This window comes from Microbacterium wangyouchuni (genome assembly GCF_054072595.1).
Genome location: NZ_JBSVRM010000002.1, coordinates 424,463 through 443,648 on the forward strand (window position 1 = coordinate 424,463; position 19,186 = coordinate 443,648).

The 19,186-nt window shown below is 63.9% G+C and carries 19 protein-coding genes; 17 read left to right on the forward strand and 2 right to left on the reverse strand.

Features of this window, described 5'->3' with window-relative positions:
• Nucleotides 1-79: 79 nt before the first annotated feature.
• The 6 genes from lysA to ACW5CM_RS04760 all read left to right on the forward strand — a co-directional run bounded on the left by lysA (nt 80) and on the right by ACW5CM_RS04760 (nt 7,641).
• Nucleotides 80-1,486, forward strand: coding sequence for a diaminopimelate decarboxylase (lysA, locus tag ACW5CM_RS04735; RefSeq protein WP_439254801.1), 1,407 nt, complete (start codon nt 80-82; stop codon nt 1,484-1,486).
• Nucleotides 1,483-2,829: a homoserine dehydrogenase gene (locus ACW5CM_RS04740; RefSeq protein WP_439254800.1), complete on the forward strand. Its 1,347-nt coding sequence runs from the start codon at nt 1,483-1,485 to the stop codon at nt 2,827-2,829. The genes lysA and ACW5CM_RS04740 overlap by 4 nt, the downstream gene beginning before the upstream one ends.
• Nucleotides 2,829-3,779 carry a homoserine kinase gene (gene thrB / locus ACW5CM_RS04745; protein WP_457124312.1) on the forward strand — a complete coding sequence of 317 codons (951 nt, stop codon included), beginning with the start codon at nt 2,829-2,831 and terminating at the stop codon, nt 3,777-3,779. The genes ACW5CM_RS04740 and thrB overlap by 1 nt, the downstream gene beginning before the upstream one ends.
• A 166-nt stretch (nt 3,780-3,945) precedes the next feature.
• Nucleotides 3,946-6,102: a transcription termination factor Rho gene (gene rho, locus ACW5CM_RS04750; protein ID WP_457124313.1), complete on the forward strand. Its 2,157-nt coding sequence runs from the start codon at nt 3,946-3,948 to the stop codon at nt 6,100-6,102.
• Between the two features lie 24 nt (nt 6,103-6,126).
• Complete coding sequence (gene prfA, locus ACW5CM_RS04755; RefSeq protein WP_438253617.1) at nt 6,127-7,206, forward strand: peptide chain release factor 1; 1,080 nt, start codon at nt 6,127-6,129, stop codon at nt 7,204-7,206.
• Nucleotides 7,207-7,239: 33 nt separating this feature from the next.
• A complete protein-coding gene (locus ACW5CM_RS04760) occupies nt 7,240-7,641 on the forward strand; it encodes a hypothetical protein (RefSeq protein WP_457124314.1) in 402 nt (133 codons plus the stop codon).
• Nucleotides 7,642-7,645: 4 nt separating this feature from the next.
• On the opposite strand, the gene epsC is transcribed toward ACW5CM_RS04760, so the two are convergent.
• Nucleotides 7,646-8,200, reverse strand: a complete 555-nt coding sequence (epsC, locus tag ACW5CM_RS04765) for a serine O-acetyltransferase EpsC (RefSeq protein ID WP_438253712.1) — start codon at nt 8,198-8,200, stop codon at nt 7,646-7,648.
• Nucleotides 8,201-8,216: 16 nt separating this feature from the next.
• Nucleotides 8,217-9,155: a cysteine synthase A gene (gene cysK, locus ACW5CM_RS04770; protein ID WP_438253619.1), complete on the reverse strand. Its 939-nt coding sequence runs from the start codon at nt 9,153-9,155 to the stop codon at nt 8,217-8,219.
• Between the two features lie 106 nt (nt 9,156-9,261).
• On the opposite strand from cysK, the gene prmC reads away from it, so the two are divergent.
• The 11 genes from prmC to atpD all read left to right on the forward strand — a co-directional run bounded on the left by prmC (nt 9,262) and on the right by atpD (nt 19,186).
• Nucleotides 9,262-10,122: a peptide chain release factor N(5)-glutamine methyltransferase gene (prmC, locus tag ACW5CM_RS04775; RefSeq protein ID WP_457124315.1), complete on the forward strand. Its 861-nt coding sequence runs from the start codon at nt 9,262-9,264 to the stop codon at nt 10,120-10,122.
• Between the two features lie 46 nt (nt 10,123-10,168).
• Nucleotides 10,169-10,870, forward strand: coding sequence for an L-threonylcarbamoyladenylate synthase (locus ACW5CM_RS04780; RefSeq protein ID WP_438253621.1), 702 nt, complete (start codon nt 10,169-10,171; stop codon nt 10,868-10,870).
• Nucleotides 10,867-12,018, forward strand: a complete 1,152-nt coding sequence (locus ACW5CM_RS04785) for an MraY family glycosyltransferase (protein WP_439254796.1) — start codon at nt 10,867-10,869, stop codon at nt 12,016-12,018. The genes ACW5CM_RS04780 and ACW5CM_RS04785 overlap by 4 nt, the downstream gene beginning before the upstream one ends.
• Nucleotides 12,018-12,476: a Cg1360 family ATP-synthase-associated protein gene (locus ACW5CM_RS04790; protein WP_457124316.1), complete on the forward strand. Its 459-nt coding sequence runs from the start codon at nt 12,018-12,020 to the stop codon at nt 12,474-12,476. The genes ACW5CM_RS04785 and ACW5CM_RS04790 overlap by 1 nt, the downstream gene beginning before the upstream one ends.
• Before the next feature lie 114 nt (nt 12,477-12,590).
• On the forward strand, nt 12,591-13,436 hold the full coding sequence (gene atpB, locus ACW5CM_RS04795) for a F0F1 ATP synthase subunit A (RefSeq protein WP_439254795.1): 846 nt from the start codon (nt 12,591-12,593) through the stop codon (nt 13,434-13,436).
• A 43-nt stretch (nt 13,437-13,479) separates the two neighbouring features.
• Entirely contained in the window at nt 13,480-13,719 is a 240-nt protein-coding gene (gene atpE / locus ACW5CM_RS04800) for an ATP synthase F0 subunit C (RefSeq protein ID WP_438253625.1), read from the forward strand.
• Between the two features lie 35 nt (nt 13,720-13,754).
• Nucleotides 13,755-14,306, forward strand: a complete 552-nt coding sequence (locus ACW5CM_RS04805) for a F0F1 ATP synthase subunit B (RefSeq protein WP_438253626.1) — start codon at nt 13,755-13,757, stop codon at nt 14,304-14,306.
• Complete coding sequence (locus ACW5CM_RS04810; RefSeq protein WP_457124317.1) at nt 14,306-15,094, forward strand: F0F1 ATP synthase subunit delta; 789 nt, start codon at nt 14,306-14,308, stop codon at nt 15,092-15,094. The genes ACW5CM_RS04805 and ACW5CM_RS04810 overlap by 1 nt, the downstream gene beginning before the upstream one ends.
• A gap of 52 nt (nt 15,095-15,146) precedes the next feature.
• Nucleotides 15,147-16,787, forward strand: a complete 1,641-nt coding sequence (gene atpA, locus ACW5CM_RS04815) for a F0F1 ATP synthase subunit alpha (RefSeq protein ID WP_438253628.1) — start codon at nt 15,147-15,149, stop codon at nt 16,785-16,787.
• A 20-nt stretch (nt 16,788-16,807) separates the two neighbouring features.
• On the forward strand, nt 16,808-17,710 hold the full coding sequence (locus ACW5CM_RS04820; protein WP_438253629.1) for a F0F1 ATP synthase subunit gamma: 903 nt from the start codon (nt 16,808-16,810) through the stop codon (nt 17,708-17,710).
• 21 nt (nt 17,711-17,731) lie between these two features.
• Nucleotides 17,732-19,186, forward strand: coding sequence for a F0F1 ATP synthase subunit beta (atpD, locus tag ACW5CM_RS04825; protein WP_438253630.1), 1,455 nt, complete (start codon nt 17,732-17,734; stop codon nt 19,184-19,186).

Here is a 19,186-nt window from a genome sequence, read left to right on the forward strand (position 1 = left end):
CGCGCGCCGTTGCTCTAGAATCGGGGCAACCTCGATTGGCGTGATCTGGCCCGAGGATTCCCTCCACGATTGGTGCTCTGTGCTGTCTCACGCAGAATCGCTCGCCCCGGAATGGCTTGTAGAGCCAGAGGACGCCAACTCTTTGGCGCCACTGGTTTGGCCCAAATCAGCAGCCCGCGACGACAGCGGTGCACTGACGATCGCGGGGATGACAACGACAGAATTGGCGCGGACGTACGGCACCCCTCTGCTCGTACTCGACGAGTTGGAAGTCCGCAGCCGCGCACGCGCATTCTTCACGTCATTCTCCGAATCTGCCGCCGCACACGGGACGAGTGCGCGCGTCTATTACGCCGGCAAAGCTTTCCTGTCCACAGCGGTCGCACGCTGGGTGACCGAGGAGGGCCTCAACGTCGACGTCTGCACGCGCGGGGAGTTGGAGATCGCCCTCGCAGCCGGCGTGGAGCCTGCACGTATCGGGTTCCACGGCAACAACAAGTCGCTCGCCGAGATCGAACGGGCCGTAGAGGTCGGCGTCGGGTCGATCATCATCGACAGTGCGATCGAGATCGAGCGGGTCGCGGCGGCCGCCGCGCAGCGCGGCGCTGTGCAGCGCGTGCTGGTGCGAGTGAACAGCGGCGTGCACGCTGAGACGCATGACTTCCTCGCGACCGCCCACGAGGACCAGAAATTCGGCATGCCGTTGACGGACGCCGAAACCGCAGTCGCACGCATCCGCGCTCTGCCGAGCCTGGAATTTCTGGGACTGCACTGCCACATCGGCTCGCAGATATTCGGCGTCGCCGGATTCAGGGAATCAGCATCGCGCGTGCTGGAACTGCACGCGAAGCTCCTCGCCAGCGGCGATGCCCCGCTGCTGAACCTCGGCGGTGGTTTTGGAATCGCCTATACGGGTGCCGATGATCCAACACCGATTGAGCAGCTCGCCGCAGAGATCGTCGAAACGGTCGCCGAGGGATGTGCGGCACGCGGCATTCCGATGCCGCAGCTCGCTTTTGAACCAGGGCGAGCGATCATCGGCACTGCCGGCGTCACCCTTTACGAAGTGGGCACGACCAAGAACGTGCGACTGGAGCGCGGGAGCCGGCTGTATGTCAGCGTCGACGGCGGAATGAGCGACAACGCGCGACCGGCTCTGTATGGCGCGCAATATTCGGCTCGCGTCGCTTCGCGTCTCAGCGCGGCGGATGCCGTGTTGGCCCGTGTCGTCGGCAAGCACTGCGAATCCGGTGACATCGTCGTCGACCACGAGTATCTCCCCGGCGACATCGCCCCAGGAGACCTACTGGCCGTTCCGGCGACCGGCGCCTACTGCGCTTCGCTGTCCAATAACTACAATCACGTCCCTCGTCCCGCGGTCGTCGCGGTCGCAGACGGCACTTCCCGCGTCATCGTGCGCGGCGAGAGCCTGGAAGATCTTCTCGCGCGGGACACCGGGATCAGCACGAATGAAGGAGCACGATGACCGACCTTGCACACAGCGATGCGGCTCAGGGGAACAACACAGCGGAGTATCGAAAGCTTCGGGTGGCGTTGCTCGGCGCCGGTGCCGTCGGCTCCCAGGTCGCCGACCTGCTGCTGCGTCACGGAGCCGAACTGGCGGACCGTGCCGGTGCATCTCTGGAGCTCGCCGGTATCGCGGTACGCGATGTCGATGCTCCGCGTGATGTGGACCTCCCGAAGGAGCTGTTCACCACGGATGCCGAGAGCCTGATCGTCGGAAGCGACATTGTGATCGAGCTGATGGGTGGTATCGAGCCTGCCCGCACCAACATTCTGACCGCGCTGAACTCCGGTGCCGATGTTGTCACGGCCAACAAGGCTCTGCTGGCAACGCACGGCACTGAGTTGTTCGAAGCGGCCGACCAGGTGGGCGCTTCGGTGCACTACGAGGCCGCCGCCGCCGGTGCGATCCCGATCATCCGTCCGCTGCGCGATTCGCTGGCCGGAGACCGGGTTGTGCGTTTGATGGGAATCGTCAACGGCACCACGAACTACATCCTCGACCGGATGGACTCCGAGGGAGCCGACTTCGACGAGGTGCTCGCTGACGCACAGCGGCTCGGCTACGCGGAGTCAGATCCGACCGCAGATGTCGAAGGCTTCGACGCCGCGCAGAAGGCGGCGATTCTGGCATCCCTCGCGTTCCACACCACGGTTCCTCTGGAAGCGGTGCACCGTGAGGGCATCACCCAGGTCACGCCCTCGATGATCGAAGAGGCACGTGCTGCCGGATTCGTCATCAAGCTGCTCGCGGTGTGCGAACGCATCACCACTGATGCCACCGAGTCGATCTCGGTCCGTGTGTACCCGGCACTGGTCTCGCGCACGCATCCACTCGCCACGGTGCACGGGGCGAACAACGCCGTGTTCGTGGAAGCAGAAGCGGCCGGCTCGCTGATGTTCTATGGCGCCGGTGCCGGCGGCGTGCAGACCGCGTCCGCTGTGCTCGGTGACGTCGTCTCCGCTGCGCGCCGTCATATCGCCGGAGGTGTCGGCGTGGGGGAGTCCACGCGGGCGAACCTGCCGACGGTGCCGATCGGTCATGTCATCACCCGGTACCAGATCACCCTCGAAGTGTCCGACCAGCAGGGCGTGCTCGCCACGATTGCCGGCATCCTCAGCGAGGGCGGTGTCTCGGTCGCCACACTCGTGCAGACGATCGAGTCAGAATCTGACCCCACCGCCCGCCTGATCATCGGTACGCACCGCGCGCCCGAGCAGGCTCTGAGTGACGCTGTTGCGGCGCTGGCGGCCAGTTCGGTCGTCGACCGAGTCGTGTCCGTACTGCGCGTGGAAGGCGAGTGATGGCGGTTTCGGACCCCGAGCTTGTCGAGGGGCGCACCGTCCAGGTGCAGGTGCCGGCCACGAGCGCAAATCTCGGACCGGGCTTCGACACGCTCGGACTCGCACTCAGCGTTTACGACGAACTCACGGTGTCCGCGCTGTCGGACGACCGGATCGAGATCGAAGTCACCGGCTCCGGGGCATCCGAGATTCCGCGAGACGAATCGAACCTCATCGTTCGCTCGATGGCGCATGTCTACCGGGATGCTGGACGCGATATGCCCGGCGTGCGCATCGTCGCACACAACGGTGTGCCGCACGGGCGCGGACTCGGGTCATCCGGCGCAGCGGTCACGGCCGGCGTGCTGGCAGCTAAGGGGCTTCTTGCTGGCGAGGTCGACTTCACCGACGCCGACCTGCTCCGCTTGGCGACTGAGCTGGAAGGGCACCCCGATAACGTCGCACCGGCTCTGTTCGGAGGTCTGACGATCGCCTGGACAGGAGAGCGCGGCCCGCAGCACAAGAAGTTGCTGGTGCACCGTGGCGTTGCGCCACTCGTCCTGGTGCCGGAGCAGACCATGTCGACGAGCCTTGCTCGTTCGCTGCAGCCTCCGCATGTGTCGCGTGAGGATGCCGTGTTCAATGTTTCTCGCTCCGCGCTGTTGATCGCAGCTCTCACGCAGAGCCCGGAGCTGCTCCTGGACGCGACGGCGGATCGACTGCACCAGGACTACCGGGCAGAGGCGATGCCGGAGACGCACAAGCTCGTCATGGCGCTGCGTGCGGCTGGATTCGCCGCCGTCGTCTCCGGGGCAGGACCCAGCGTTCTCGTTCTCGCCGATGGGCCAGGCAACCGCCAGTTCGCAGTGGAGCTGGCCGAATCCATCGCCGACACCCCGTGGGATGCTCTCATGCTGGCCGTCGACGTGCGTGGTGGTACAGTAAGGGAACGAGCGGAGGGCTCCACGTAATTTCGTGAATCTGGCCCCCATCGCAATTCTGCGAGATCCGCACGCAACCCCCAGAACTGCTTCACTGTTCTGGCTGGTGGGCGCCGAGCGTCTACCCGTGCGATCGCGCGCAGCACCCGTTGTGCGCGAGACATGCTCATTTCCCACGACATATGAGGGAGTACTCGTGGAGAATTTCTCCGAGACCCAGAACGACCAGGCAACACCCGTCGCCGAGACCGTAACCGCCGAGACAACAGCTCCGCCGCGCAAGCGCGCGCCGCGCCGGGCGACGACCGCCACGGCGGCAGCGAAGACCAAGCAGGAAGCCGAAGCGGCCTCCGCTGAGGCGGCATCCGCGCCGGCTGAATCTGCTCCGGCTGCTGAAGCTGCTGCGGCCGAGGCTGCGCCGAAGGCGAAGACCCCGCGTCGCAGCCGTGCCAAGAAGACTGAAGAGGCACCTGCTGCAGCCGCCGCTGCGTCGGACGACGCAGCAGTTGCACCCGCAGCAGCGGAATCGGTCGACGCACCAGCTGAGGCACCGAAGGCTCCGGCCCGCGGCCGTCGCAAGAAGGCAGATGCTGCCAGCGACGCAACTGCCGAGTCCAGCACGAACGACAAGGCTGACGCGGGCGACGCGACAGCGAGTGAGTCGAACGACACCGGTGCCGATGCGAGCACCGAATCAGCCCCGGCCGCCAAGAGCGGCCGTGGTCGCAGGACTACCAAGGGCGCGAGCGCTGACAAGTCGAACGCCGACAAAGCTGACGCTGACAAGTCGGGCGCTGATAAGGCTGACGCGGACAAGGCTGACGCAGACAAGTCCGGCGCAGACAAGTCCGGCGCAGACGCGAAGTCCGCTGAAAGCGTGTCATCCGAGAAGGCCGGCTCCGGCGAGAAGTCGGTGCAGTCCGACTCGGCTGAGAATTCCGACAAGTCGGACTCCGCAGACAACAACTCCGATTCGAGTGACGGCGAAGAGGGCTCCGGCCGTGGCCGTGGTCGCAACCGCAACCGCAACCGTGGTCGCAGCCAGAACGGCGGCAGCGACAACCAGCAGCAGAGCTCCGACGACGACAACGCCAACAGCAACAGCCGGGGGCGTCAGCGCAACAAGCGCCGCACCAACGGGACCTCCGACGAGTTCGAGACCGAGGTCGGCGAGGACGACGTGCTGATCCCGATCGCCGGTATCCTCGACGTTCTCGACAACTACGCTTTCGTCCGCACCACCGGCTATCTCGCCGGCGCCAGCGACGTCTACGTTTCGCTCGGCCAGGTGAAGAAGTACAACCTGCGCAAGGGCGACGCGATCGTCGGTGCGATCAAGCAGCCTCGTGAGAACGAGCAGCAGGGGCGTCAGAAGTACAACGCACTGGTGAAGGTCGACTCGATCAATGGCCTGTCCGTCGACGACGCGGCCACCCGCGTGGAGTTCGGCAAGCTCACCCCCCTCTACCCCCAGGAGCGCCTGCGTCTGGAGACGGCTCCTGAGAAGCTGACCCAGCGCATCATCGACCTGGTCGCTCCGATCGGCAAGGGTCAGCGCGGCCTGATTGTCGCGCCTCCCAAGGCCGGTAAGACGATCGTCCTGCAGCAGATCGCCAATGCCATCTCGCAGAACAACCCTGAGGTGCACCTCATGGTCGTCCTCGTGGACGAGCGCCCTGAAGAGGTCACCGATATGGAGCGCACTGTGAAGGGCGAGGTCATCGCCTCGACCTTCGACCGCCCCGCAGAGGACCACGTAACGGTTGCTGAACTCGCCATCGAGCGCGCCAAGCGTCTCGTCGAGCTGGGTCGCGACGTCGTCGTTCTGCTTGACTCGATCACCCGCCTGGGTCGCGCGTACAACATCGCAACTCCCACCTCGGGCCGCGTGCTCTCCGGTGGCGTCGACGCCGCAGCGCTCTACCCGCCGAAGCGCTTCTTCGGTGCTGCTCGCAACATCGAGAACGGCGGATCGCTTACGATCCTTGCCACTGCGCTCGTCGAGACCGGCTCCAAGATGGACGAGGTCATCTTCGAAGAGTTCAAGGGCACCGGCAACAGCGAACTGCGCCTGTCGCGCCAGCTGGCAGACAAGCGCATTTTCCCGGCCGTCGACATCAATGCATCGTCTACGCGTCGCGAAGAGATGCTGCTCTCGGCCGACGAGGTCAAGATCACCTGGAAGCTGCGTCGCGCGCTTGCGGGCCTTGATCAGCAGCAGGCATTGGAAGTCGTACTCGGCAAGCTCAAGGAGACGCAGTCGAACGTCGAGTTCCTCGTGCAGATGCAGAAGTCGATGCCTGCTCCGGTGGCCGGTGGCTCCAGCCACAGCCATGAGAACAACATCCGCTGATCGCGAACTGAGCGGAGCAGAGGCGTGTTCGATTCGGTTCAAGCACTGATCGAGGAGCACCGCCGGGTGCAGGAGGAACTCTCCGACCCGGCGGTGCACGCCGACGCCGCCCGCGCGAAACGGGTCAACCGGAGATACGCCGAGCTGAGCAAGATCGTCGCAGCGCACGACGCATGGGTCGCGGCATCCGCTGATCTCGAGGCTGCGCGCGAGTTCGCCAAGGAGGACGAGGCATTCGCCGAGGAAGTGCCGGTTCTGGAAGAAGGGCTGGCGCAATCGCAGGAGAAGCTTCGCCGTCTGCTGATCCCACGCGATCCGGACGACGCACGCGACGTGATCCTGGAGATCAAGGGCGGTGAGGGCGGCGCCGAAAGCGCCCTCTTCGCCGGCGACCTCTTGCGCATGTACATCCAGTACGCCGCCCACAAGGGGTGGAAGACCGAGCTGCTCGAGCACAACGAGTCCGACCTCGGCGGCTACAAGGATGTGCAGATCGCGATCAAGGGATCGTCTACGGATCCTTCCCAGGGCGTCTGGGCTCATCTGAAGTACGAGGGTGGGGTGCATCGTGTGCAGCGAGTGCCCGCCACCGAATCACAGGGGCGCATTCACACCTCGACGACCGGCGTGCTGGTCTTTCCCGAGGTTGATGAGCCGGAAGAGGTCGCGATCAGCCAGAACGACCTCAAGATCGACGTGTACCGGTCCTCGGGCCCGGGTGGTCAGTCGGTGAACACGACCGACTCCGCAGTGCGAATCACCCATCTGCCGACCGGCATCGTCGTCTCGATGCAGAACGAGAAATCTCAGCTGCAGAACCGCGAGGCCGGTATGCGCGTACTGCGTGCTCGTATTCTCGCCAAGCGGCAAGAGGAATTGGATGCCGCGGCATCTGATGCACGCAAGTCGCAGATCCGCGGGATGGATCGCTCGGAGCGCATCCGCACCTACAACTTCCCGGAGAACCGGATCGCCGATCACCGGACGGGCTTCAAGGCATACAACCTTGATCAGGTGATGGACGGGGCTCTTGACCCGATCATCGAGAGCGCGATTCACGCTGACGAGGAAGCGCGCCTCGCGGCCATCGGCTCAGAGTCCTGACTCGTACCGCGCCGGCAGCACTATGATCAGGTCGTGATCACATTTCTGCTGCGCACACTGATGTTCCTCATCTCCGCCGGCATCGGGCTCATCGTCGCCGATTTCGCGCTCGAGGGCTTTGAGATCGAGTGGAACAAGTGGTGGGGATTCGTTGTGTGCATCGTGATCTTCACGATCCTGCAGAGCGTGCTGAGTCCGTGGATCAGTAAACTCGCCGACCGCTACGCTCCCGTGCTGCTGGGCGGGATCGGCATCATCTCGACGCTCGTCGCACTGATTGTGGTTGTTCTGCTGCCGATCGGCGGCCTGCGCATCAATGGAATCGTGTCGTGGATTCTGGGCGCCGTCATCGTCTGGGTGATCACCGCGTTGGGATCGGTATTGCTGCCGCTGATTTTCCTCAAGCGCAAAGTAGTCCAGCGCCCCGGGCGCTGACCGCTCAAATCGAGTAGTCGGCGGCGATCCGCAGAGAACTGAAATCGTCGCGACCACCGCGTCTGCGAGCACGCGCCGGGACACCGACGAGGATGCTGTCCTGTGGGGCATCCTTGGTCACTACGGCATTCGCACCGACCACGGTGTTGCGTCCGACAGTGATCGGGCCGAGGATCTTCGCGCCAGCGCCCACGACAACACCGTTCGCGAGCGTCGGATGCCGTTTGCCGGTGTCATCCTGCGTACGGCCGCCCAGCGTCACCCCGTGATACAGCATCACGTCATCGCCGATCTCGGCAGTCTCGCCGATCACGACTCCTGAGCCGTGGTCGATGAAGAAGCGTCGCCCGATCTTCGCGCCGGGATGAATCTCAATCCCGGTCATCCAGCGCGCGAACTGCGAGTTCGCACGCGCCAGGAAGCGCAGCCGCCGACGCCACAGGCGGTGCGAGACCCGATGCGCCCAAACGGCGTGGAGACCGGGATAGAGCAGGCCGATCTCTACGCCGGATCGTGCAGCAGGGTCGCGAAGGCGCGCAGCGGCGACGTCCTCGCGCATTCGACCGATCACGTGCTCAACTCTCGCGCAGGTCCTCGAACAGTGCCGTGGAGATGTAACGCTCGCCGGTGTCGGGCATGATCGCAACGATGGTCTTGCCAGCGTTCTCCGGTCGCGCGGCAACCTGCAGCGCGGCCGACAATGCGGCACCGGAGGACATTCCGACTAGCAGACCCTCCTTGGACGCCAGTTCTCGGGCCAGTCGCAGCGATTCGTCGAACTCGACGGCGATGACCTCATCGAGAACATCGCGATCGAGGACATCAGGGACGAAGTTCGGGCCGATGCCCTGAATCTTGTGCGGCCCCGGGTGCCCCTCGGTGAGAACAGGGGAGTCCTTGGGTTCGACGGCGACCACGATGACGTTGGGATTGGCCTTCTTGAGCGCCTGGCCGGTTCCGGTGACAGTGCCGCCGGTGCCGATTCCAGCGACCAGGATGTCGACGTTGCCGTCCGTGTCGCGAAGAATCTCCTGCGCGGTGGTTTCGCGGTGGATCTGCGGGTTCGCCGCGTTCTCGAACTGGCGGATCCACACAGCCCCGGGAGTCTCGGCGACGATGCGCTTGGTCTCCTCGATCGCTCCACTCATTCCCGTCGTCGGGTCGGTGAGCACGATCTCCGCGCCGAAGGCCTTCAGCAGCACACGACGCTCTTTCGACATGGATGCCGGCATAGTGAGGATGACACGATAGCCGCGGGCCGCTCCCACCATGGCCAGTGCGATGCCGGTGTTGCCGCTGGTGGATTCGACGATGGTGCCACCGGGCTTGAGCTCGCCCGATGCCTCGGCGGCGTTGACCATCGCGATGCCGATGCGGTCTTTGACACTCCCGGCCGGATTGTAGGACTCGAGTTTGACGAGGACTGTGGCGCCGAGGCCCTCGGTCAGGTGGTTCAGGCGGACCAGTGGCGTGTTGCCGAAGGCCGTCGTGATGTCTGAATGGATGCCGCTCATGATGTGGCCCTTCGTCCGAGAAACGGTGCGTGACAAAGCCTATGCGAGTCGATGCAGCTGTGGGGCAATGTGACGCAGCCGCACGGGTGGGCCGTACGCTGGAAGGATGCCCGAACCATCCGTCGCCGCCGTTGTACGCTCCGCCGCCGAGGAACTCGCACGCGCAGGCGTCCCTGACCCGCTCGTGGATGCGGAGCTGCTCGCAGCGCACGTGCTCGGACTCCGCCGCGGCGAAGTACAGGCGGCGATCATCCGCGGCGACACCATGAGCGAGCGCAATATTTCGGACCTCGAACCCCTGATCTCGCGGCGCGCTGGACGAGAGCCGCTGCAGCACCTCACCGGGATCGCACCATTTCGCCACCTCGAACTGGCCGTCGGACCCGGAGTGTTCGTGCCGCGGCCGGAGACAGAAACAGTCGCCCAGTTCGCGATCGACGCTCTGCTGAATGCTCCGGATCCCGAGCCCATCGGCGTCGACCTGTGCACAGGAAGCGGCGCGATTGCTCTGGCCATGGCCACCGAGGTCGCTCATTCCAGGATCTTCGCTGTGGAGCTCTCCCCGGATGCACATGCCTGGGCCGCTCGAAATACCGCTGGAGCGGATAACCTCACGCTCGTCCAGGGCGATCTGGCCGATACGCTGCCCGAACTCGATGGGACGGCTGCGGTGGTGATCTCCAACCCGCCATACGTTCCGGATGATGCGATTCCTCGTGATCCTGAGGTGCGATTGTTCGACCCCGCGCTGGCGCTTTATGGCGGGCCCGACGGATTGGACATCGTGCGTGTGCTCAGCACGCGGGCGCTGCGCCTGCTTCGACCCGGTGGGCTCCTGGTGATCGAACACGGCGAACTACAGGGGGAGCAGATTCGCGATCTGCTTGCCGCCGACTCCTGGCGGGCACCGACGACGCACCGTGATCTCACCCAGCGTGATCGTGCCACGACGGCGCTTCGCCCCTGACACCGAGAACGGCCCGTCCGGCCGGTGCACGTAGACTGTTGGGGTCATGTCCTCTGTCTTCGATTGCCACGATGAGGCGCAGCTACTTGCCGGAATGCGCCATGCTCGTCAGGCGATCGCGCGCGGCGAGCTCATCGTCCTGCCCACCGACACCGTCTACGGCCTCGCGGCCGATGCTTTCACGCCCGCGGCCGTGCAACGACTGCTCGATGCGAAGGGGCGTGGACGCAATCAGCCGCCGCCGGTTCTTGTCGCCAGTCAATCGGCTCTCGCCGCGCTGGTGGAGGAGATTCCCGAGCCCGTGCAGCGACTCGTCGACGAATTCTGGCCGGGCGGACTGACCATCATCCTGCCCGCCCAGCCATCACTGTCCTGGGACCTTGGCGACACACTCGGCACGGTCGCCGTACGGATGCCGGATCTGCATCTGGCCCTGGAGCTGTTGGCAGAGACCGGCCCGCTGGCAGTGTCGAGTGCGAATCTGACCGGTAAGGATGCCGCTGTGTCAGCGGTCGACGCCGAGCGGATGCTGACGGACAGCGTCGCGGTATACCTCGATGGCGGCTTCAGCCAGAGCGGCGTCGCCTCGACGATCATCGATGCGACCTCTCTTGTACGCCGTGGCGCCGATGACGATTCCGAGCCGCGCGTGCGTGTCCTGCGCGAGGGGGCGATCTCGCGGCAGCGTCTGGAAGCAGTGCTGGGCGAGCTGCTGGAACCGGAACCCTCGCCGGACGGCGCGGCGTGAAGCAGTACCTCTTCACCATCATCCTGACCGCGACCATCACGCTCGTGATGTCGTGGGTCGTCTGGCAGCTCAGCCTGCGCTTCAAGCTCTACCCGGGCATCCGGGAACGGGACGTGCACACCACGCCGACGCCGCGGTTGGGCGGCGTGGCGATGTTCCTCGGAATCGCTGCTGCGATCGGCGTCTCCTCGGCCAACCCGTTCTTCAGCATCATGTGGGTGCCGCCGCAGACGATGTGGGCAGTGCTGGGGGCAACACTGCTGATCGCCGTCATCGGCGTGATCGATGACCTGTGGGACCTGGACTGGATGATCAAACTCGGCGCGCAGTTCCTGGCGGCGGGGATCATCACCGTGGTGGGTGGGCTGCAGATCCTGGCGCTGCCGCTGGGCGACATGATCATCTTCTCGAGCTGGTTGAGCATCGCCGTGACGATGTTCGCCATTGTGATCGTCATGAACGCCGTCAACTTCATCGACGGCCTGGACGGACTGGTCGCGGGCGTCTGTCTCATCGCGAACAGTGTCTTCTTCGCATACTCGTACATCCTCACGCGCGACACCGGTGCCAGCAGCTACTTCAACCTGGCATCCTTTCTCGCAGCGGTCGCCATCGGCGCGTGCCTCGGCTTCCTGCCGTTGAACTGGAGCCCGGCGAAGCTGTTCATGGGCGACTCCGGCGCACTCGTGATGGGCCTGTTGATGTCGACAGCTGCTATCTCGCTGACCGGGCAGATGTCTTCGGCGGCGATGGACCCGGAAGAGTTCGGCCGCTCGCAGCTGCTCGGTGCATTCATCCCGATTCTGCTCCCGCTGGTGGTCGTCATGCTGCCACTGCTCGATTTCGGACTGGCCGTGTTCCGACGGATGCGCGCGGGCAAATCCCCGTTCTCGCCGGACCGCAAGCACCTGCACCACCGGATGCTCGATCTCGGGCACCGCGACCGCGATGCCGTGCTCATCTTTTATGCCTGGACGGCGGTCATCTCGCTCGCCGTGCTCTTGATGTACGTCGGAACGCGGGAGGACTGGCCCGGTCAATATCTGCTCGGCGTGGCGTTCGGCGTGATCGGCATCGCAGCCTGCCTGATTGTCACCCTGCTTCCCTCGCATCCCGAAACGCGAAAAGCTCAACCGGAGAACAACTGATGAACAACGTCACCGTCTCAAGTACACCCGTCCTTCGTGCCGCCCTCATCTGGGGGATGAGCATCGGCGGGGCCGCGCTGCTGATTGCCGCTGTTGTCGGCTTCCTGGTGGCTGGGGGACCGGGGCTGTGGAGCGGCGTGGTCGGTGCGCTCGTGGGTGTGATCTTCCCTGCGTTGACGGCAGCGAGCATTCTGTTCGCGAACCGTTGGTATGGAAAGCCGGCGTTCCTGCAGGCTTTCTTCGGAATCGTCATGGGTGCGTGGCTGCTCAAGTTCGTGCTCGTGGTCGTACTCCTGCTCGTGCTGTCGCAGCTGGCGTGGGTCGTACCGCTGGTCTTCTACATATCGCTGGTCGCCACAGCGGTTGCCTCACTGGCTGTTGACCTGGTGGTGATGCGCAAGATTCGCATCCCCGCGGCATCCGATGTGGCGCTGCCGGAAGTGGATCCGGAAGCATGATGCGGCCCGGCGTACTGAAGCACTCGGAGTTTTTGATAGAGTGTTTGAGTCACCTTGTGGAAGTTGTCTGGCGGTGAAACCCAGGCCCTGCAGGGACCTTTTTCTCACCTCCCGATGCGTTGGGTCCATCCCACGCGAGAAGCAGGAGTCGATCCGTTGACTTACGCGAGTGCGGTCTTGCTGGCCGCCGACGATAACCAGTTCCACCCGCCGTCGATTGGTGATTTTTTCCCTCCCGCCCTCTTCTTTGAGGGAACGGCGTTCGAGTTCACCCGGATCAACCTCGCGCAGGTCATCGCAACTGTGGTGCTGGTGCTCGTGCTCCTCATCGGAACACGACGTCTGAAGGTTGTTCCTGGTCGTTTCCAGAGTGTGATCGAGCTCTTCTTCGGATTCGTCCGCGAGCAGGTCGCCTACCAGGTCCTCGGCGAGAAGGACGGCAAGCGCTTCCTTCCGATTCTCACGACGATGTTCTTCGGCATCCTGTTCATGAACCTCACCGGCATCATCCCCGGCATCAACATCGCCGGAACCTCCGTCGCCGGAGTTCCTCTGATGCTGGCGTTGGTCGCCTATGTGGTGTTCATCTACGCAGGAATCCGCAAGCACGGTGGACTGCGTTTCTTGAAGAACTCGCTCGTACCGAGCGGCGTTCCCGTCTACCTTGTGCCGATCATCGCCCTCGTGGAATTGATCTCCACCTTCATCGCGCGACCGGTCTCGCTGTTCCTGCGACTGCTGTTGAACATGATCGTCGGGCACATGATGCTCGTGCTGTTCTTCTCGGCCACGCACTTCTTCCTGCTGAGCATGAACTGGCTCACGCCGTTCGCTATCGGAACCTTCGGACTGAGTTTCGCATTCACTCTGTTCGAGACCTTCGTCTACGTTCTCCAGGCATACGTCTTCACAATCCTGACTGCGGTCTACATCCAGCTCGCAGTCGCAGAAGAGCACTGACGAGCATCCAATCGGATGCTCGCCCTACGAAAGGAAATAACCAGTGGACGCTACGACAGTTCTCGCGCAGATCACGGGTAACATCGCAACCGTCGGTTACGGTCTGGCAGCGATCGGCCCGGCTATCGGCCTCGGCATCATGATCGGCAAGACCATCGAAGCCACCGCGCGTCAGCCTGAGCTTGCTGGACGACTGCAGACCACGATGTTCATCGGTGTCGCATTCATCGAGATCCTCGCGCTCATCGGCATCGCCACGCCGTTCATCTTCGCCGCAATCTGACCCCGCCGCTCGCGACTCGAGAATAAGGAGACAGGATGCTGAACGCTCTTGTCACTCTCGCGGCCGATGGCGAAGTCGGTAACCCGCTGCTCCCAGCGAGTTACGACATCATCTGGTCGCTTGTGTGTTTCATCATCATCTTCGTCGTGGTCTGGCGGGTGGCTCTTCCCCGGCTGGCGACGGTGCTCGACGCGCGCTCCGCGGCCATCGAAGGCAACATCGCGAAGGCAGACGAAGCTCAGAAGGAGGCGGAGGCGGCTCTCGAGGAGTACACGCGTCAGCTTGCTGAGGCGCGTACCGAAGCCGGCGAGATCCGTGAGGCCGCCCGTGAGGACGGCAAGAAGATCGTCGCCGAGGCCAAAGAGACCGCGACTACTGAGGCAGCACGTGTGTCGGCTCTCGCCCACGCACAGATCCAGGCCGAGCGTGAGACCACACTCGTCCAGCTGCGCTCTGAGGTCGGAACCCTCGCGATCGACCTTGCCGGTGGCGTGGTCGGGGAGACTCTCTCCGACGATGCTCGGGCATCCGCTGTTGTCGACCGTTTCCTCGCAGACCTCGAGGCAGCAGACAAGGCGGCCAAGTAATGGGCAGCGCGACCACTCAGGCACTCGAAGCTTCGACTGCGGCCCTCGCTCAGGCGAAGGGCATCACCCTCGACACGGCCGGTGAGTTGTTCACCGTGGCGCGTCTGGTGGGGGAGTCGGGGCAGCTGAGCGGCGCGCTTGCCGATCCGGCTGCTCCAGCAGGTTTGCGGGAGCAGATGGTGGCATCTGTCTTCAGCACCGCGTCAGAGGCGACCCGTCAGGTGCTTGCCGTTGCCGTGGGACAGCGCTGGTCTGATGCGGATGGGCTTATCGCCGGCATCGAGGAACTCGCGATCCGTGCTGCGGTCATCGCTGAGCCTCAGGCAGACGTGGAGGGGGAGCTGTTCTCCTTCCTTCGTGTCATCGCCGCCAACCCGGAACTCGAGCTTGCGCTCGGCGGACGGATGGGCGACAACGGCGCCAAGCGGGTTCTGGTCGACAAGCTCATTGCGGGCAAGGCCTCTACGGCGACCACGCTGATCGCCTCGTCGCTGGTTCTCCAGCCTCGCGGCCGAAGGGTACGTCAGCTTCTGAACCGGGCGATGAAGATCGTTTCGGCGCAGGGCGGACGCATCGTCGCCACGGTGCACACGGCAACAGCGATGACTGCTGCGCAGCGGACTCGTCTCGGCGAGGCGCTGTCGCAGCGCTACGACGGACAGATCTCGATCAACCAGGTCATCGACCCCACAGTTGTGGGCGGACTGCGTGTGCAGGTCGCCGACGACGTCATCGACGGCAGCATCTCCGCGCGGCTCGCCGAACTTCGACAGAAGCTCGCGGGCTAATACGACTTCGCGCGGGGAACCGCGCAGACTCTCTCAATACAAAGGGAAGACAATGGCAGAACTATCGATCAGCCCCGACGTCATCCGTGACGCGCTGAAGGACTTCGCCGCTGCGTACGAGCCCACCGGCCCGGCAGCAACCGAAGTCGGCACCGTCGTGGACGCCGCTGACGGCATCGCCCACATCGAGGGCCTGCCCGGCGTCATGGCGAACGAGCTCCTCACGTTCGCCAACGGCACGCAGGGCCTCGCACTGAACCTCGACGAGCACCAGATCGGAACGGTCGTCATGGGCGACTTCTCCGGTATCGAAGCTGGCCAGGAAGTTCGCCGCACCGGCGAAGTCCTCTCGGTCGCCGTCGGTGATGGCTACCTCGGCCGCGTCGTCGACCCGCTGGGCAACCCCATCGACGGTCTCGGAGAGATCGCATCTGAGGGACGCCGCGAGCTGGAGCTGCAGGCGCCTGGCGTCATGCAGCGTAAGAGCGTGCACGAGCCGATGCAGACAGGTATCAAGGCAATCGACGCCATGATCCCGGTCGGCCGCGGACAGCGCCAGCTCATCATCGGTGACCGTCAGACCGGTAAGACGGCCCTGGCGATCGACACGATCATCAACCAGAAGGACAACTGGGCGTCTGGCGACACCAACAAGCAGGTTCGCTGCATCTACGTCGCCATCGGCCAGAAGGGCTCGACGATCGCCTCCGTCAAGGGTGCGCTCGAAGATGCTGGCGCTATGGAGTACACGACGATCGTCGCAGCTCCCGCGTCGGACCCGGCAGGCTTCAAGTACATTGCGCCCTACACGGGATCTGCAATCGGACAGCACTGGATGTATGGCGGCAAGCACGTCCTCATCATCTTCGATGACCTGTCGAAGCAGGCTGAGGCCTACCGTGCCGTTTCCCTGCTGCTGCGTCGTCCGCCGGGCCGCGAGGCTTACCCGGGTGACGTCTTCTACCTGCACTCGCGTCTGCTCGAGCGTTGCGCGAAGCTCTCCGATGAGCTCGGTGCGGGTTCCATGACGGGTCTTCCCATCATCGAGACCAAGGCCAACGACGTCTCCGCATACATTCCGACCAACGTGATCTCCATCACCGACGGCCAGATCTTCCTGCAGTCCGACCTCTTCAACGCTAACCAGCGTCCGGCGGTCGACGTGGGAATCTCGGTCTCGCGAGTCGGTGGTGACGCTCAGGTCAAGTCCATCAAGAAGGTTTCCGGAACGTTGAAGCTGGAGCTGGCGCAGTACCGCTCGCTCGAGGCTTTCGCGATGTTCGCAAGCGACCTGGACGCGACTTCTCGTCGTCAGCTCGACCGCGGTGCGCGCTTGACTGAGCTGCTCAAGCAGCCGCAGTACTCGCCGTACCCGGTGGAAGACCAGGTCGTCTCGATCTGGGCGGGCACCAATGGCAAGCTCGACACGATCGCGGTCGAAGACGTTCTGCGCTTCGAGCGCGAACTGTTGGATCACCTGCGTCGCAACACGAAGGTGCTCGACACTCTTCGTGAGACGAACGTTCTCGATGACGACACGGCTGCCGAACTGAACAAGCAGGTTGATTCGTTCATCCTGGAGTTCCGTGGCGGCAACGGTCAGGCTATCGACGCCGTCGGCCATGAAGAGCACTCCGCTGCTGATGTGGATGACATCAACCAGGAGAAAATCGTCAAGGGCCGTCGCGCGTAATCGCGTGAGGTACTGAAAACATGGGCGCTCAACTCAGGGTCTACAAGCAGAAGATCTCTTCTGCTCAGACGACCAAGAAGATTACGAAGGCGATGGAACTCATCGCGGCTTCGCGCATTCAGAAGGCGATGGCGCGCGTTCGCGCGTCGTCGCCCTTCGCGCGGGCGGTCACACAGGCTGTGTCTGCTGTCGCGACGTACTCCGACGTCGATCACCCACTCACACGCGAGCCGGAGACGATTCGTCGGTCAGCCGTCGTGGTCTTCTCATCAGACCGCGGCCTTGCCGGTGCCTTCAACTCCCAGATTCTGCGTGAGGCGATGGAGCTGGGCGAGCTCATCCGCTCGCAGGGCAGTGAACCGGTTTACTACCTCGTCGGGCGTAAGGCCGTCGGGTACTTCCAGTTCCGCGGCATCAAGTCCGCTGCAGAGTGGACCGGTGACACGGATACTCCGCAGTTCAAGACTGCTGAGGAGATCTCGGCGTCGCTGCTCGAGGCATTCCAGCGCGGCGGTGCTGACGGTGGGGTCGACGAGTTGCACCTCGTCTTCAACCGCTTCGTCAGCATGATGACGCAGAGCCCGGAAACGGTCCGTCTGCTCCCGCTGGAGATCGTGGAGAACGCTGAAACTCCCGAGCCCAGCGCCGCGCTGTATCCGCTCTACGATTTCGAGCCGGATGCAGAGACTGTGCTCGACGCGATTTTGCCGGTGTACGTCCAGAGTCGGGTCTTCAACGCCCTCCTGCAGTCGTCGGCCGCCAAGCAGGCCGCGACGCAGAAGGCAATGAAGTCGGCCAGCGACAACGCCGACAAGCTCATCACCGACTACACCCGTCTGCGCAACAACGCGCGTCAGGCGGAGATCACGCAGCAGATCGCGGAGATCGTCGGCGGCGCCGACGCCCTCGCATCGAGCAAATAGACCATCAGGAGAGAGACGAAAATGACCCCCACCGCTACGGCTGACCAGCCGGCGACCGCGGTCGCCGGGCGCGTCGCACGCGTCAACGGTCCGGTTGTCGACATCGAGTTCCCGCACGACTCGATTCCGAACATCTACAACGCACTGAAGACCACGATCACGATCGGCGAACAGTCGACTGAGATCACGCTCGAGGTTGCACAGCACCTCGGTGACGACCTGATCCGTGCCATCGCCCTCAAGCCCACTGACGGCATCGTCCGTGGCCAGGAAGTGCGTGACACCGGCGAGGCCATCTCGGTTCCCGTCGGCGACGTCACCAAGGGCAAGGTCTTCAACGTGATCGGCGAGGTTCTCAACGCAGAGCCCGGCGAGCAGATCGAGATCACCGAGCGCTGGCCGATTCACCGCCAGGCGCCGAACTTCGACCAGCTCGAGTCGAAGACGCAGATGTTCGAGACCGGCATCAAGTCCATCGACCTTCTCACCCCGTATGTGCTGGGTGGAAAGATCGGCCTGTTCGGTGGTGCTGGTGTCGGCAAGACCGTCCTCATCCAGGAGATGATCCAGCGTGTTGCGCAGGATCACGGTGGTGTGTCGGTGTTCGCCGGTGTCGGTGAGCGCACCCGTGAGGGCAACGACCTCATCCACGAGATGGAAGAGGCCGGCGTCTTCGACAAGACCGCCCTTGTCTTCGGTCAGATGGACGAGCCGCCGGGAACCCGTCTGCGCGTCGCGCTGTCGGCTCTGACGATGGCGGAGTACTTCCGCGACGTGCAGAAGCAGGACGTTCTGTTGTTCATCGACAACATCTTCCGCTTCACGCAGGCCGGCTCCGAGGTCTCCACGCTGCTGGGCCGCATGCCTTCGGCCGTGGGCTACCAGCCGAACCTCGCCGACGAGATGGGTCTGCTCCAGGAGCGCATCACCTCGACGCGCGGTCACTCGATCACCTCGCTGCAGGCGATCTACGTTCCGGCCGATGACTACACCGACCCGGCTCCGGCGACCACCTTCGCGCACCTCGACGCGACGACTGAGCTGAGCCGTGAGATCGCGTCGAAGGGTCTGTACCCGGCCATCGACCCGCTGACCTCGACGTCGCGCATCATGGATCCCCGCTACTTGGGCGAGGACCACTACCGCGTTGCGACCACGGTCAAGCAGATCCTTCAGAAGAACAAGGAACTGCAGGAGATCATTGCGATCCTCGGTGTCGACGAGCTCTCCGAAGAGGACAAGATCGTCGTGTCGCGTGCACGTCGCATCCAGCAGTTCCTCTCGCAGAACACCTACATGGCGAAGAAGTTCACCGGTGTCGAGGGGTCGACGGTTCCGCTCAAGGAGACCATCGAGTCCTTCGATGCCATCGCAAAGGGTGACTTCGACCACGTCGCTGAGCAGGCATTCTTCAACGTCGGTGGTATCGGCGACGTCGAAGAGAAGTGGGCTCAGATCCAGAAGGAGAACGGCTGA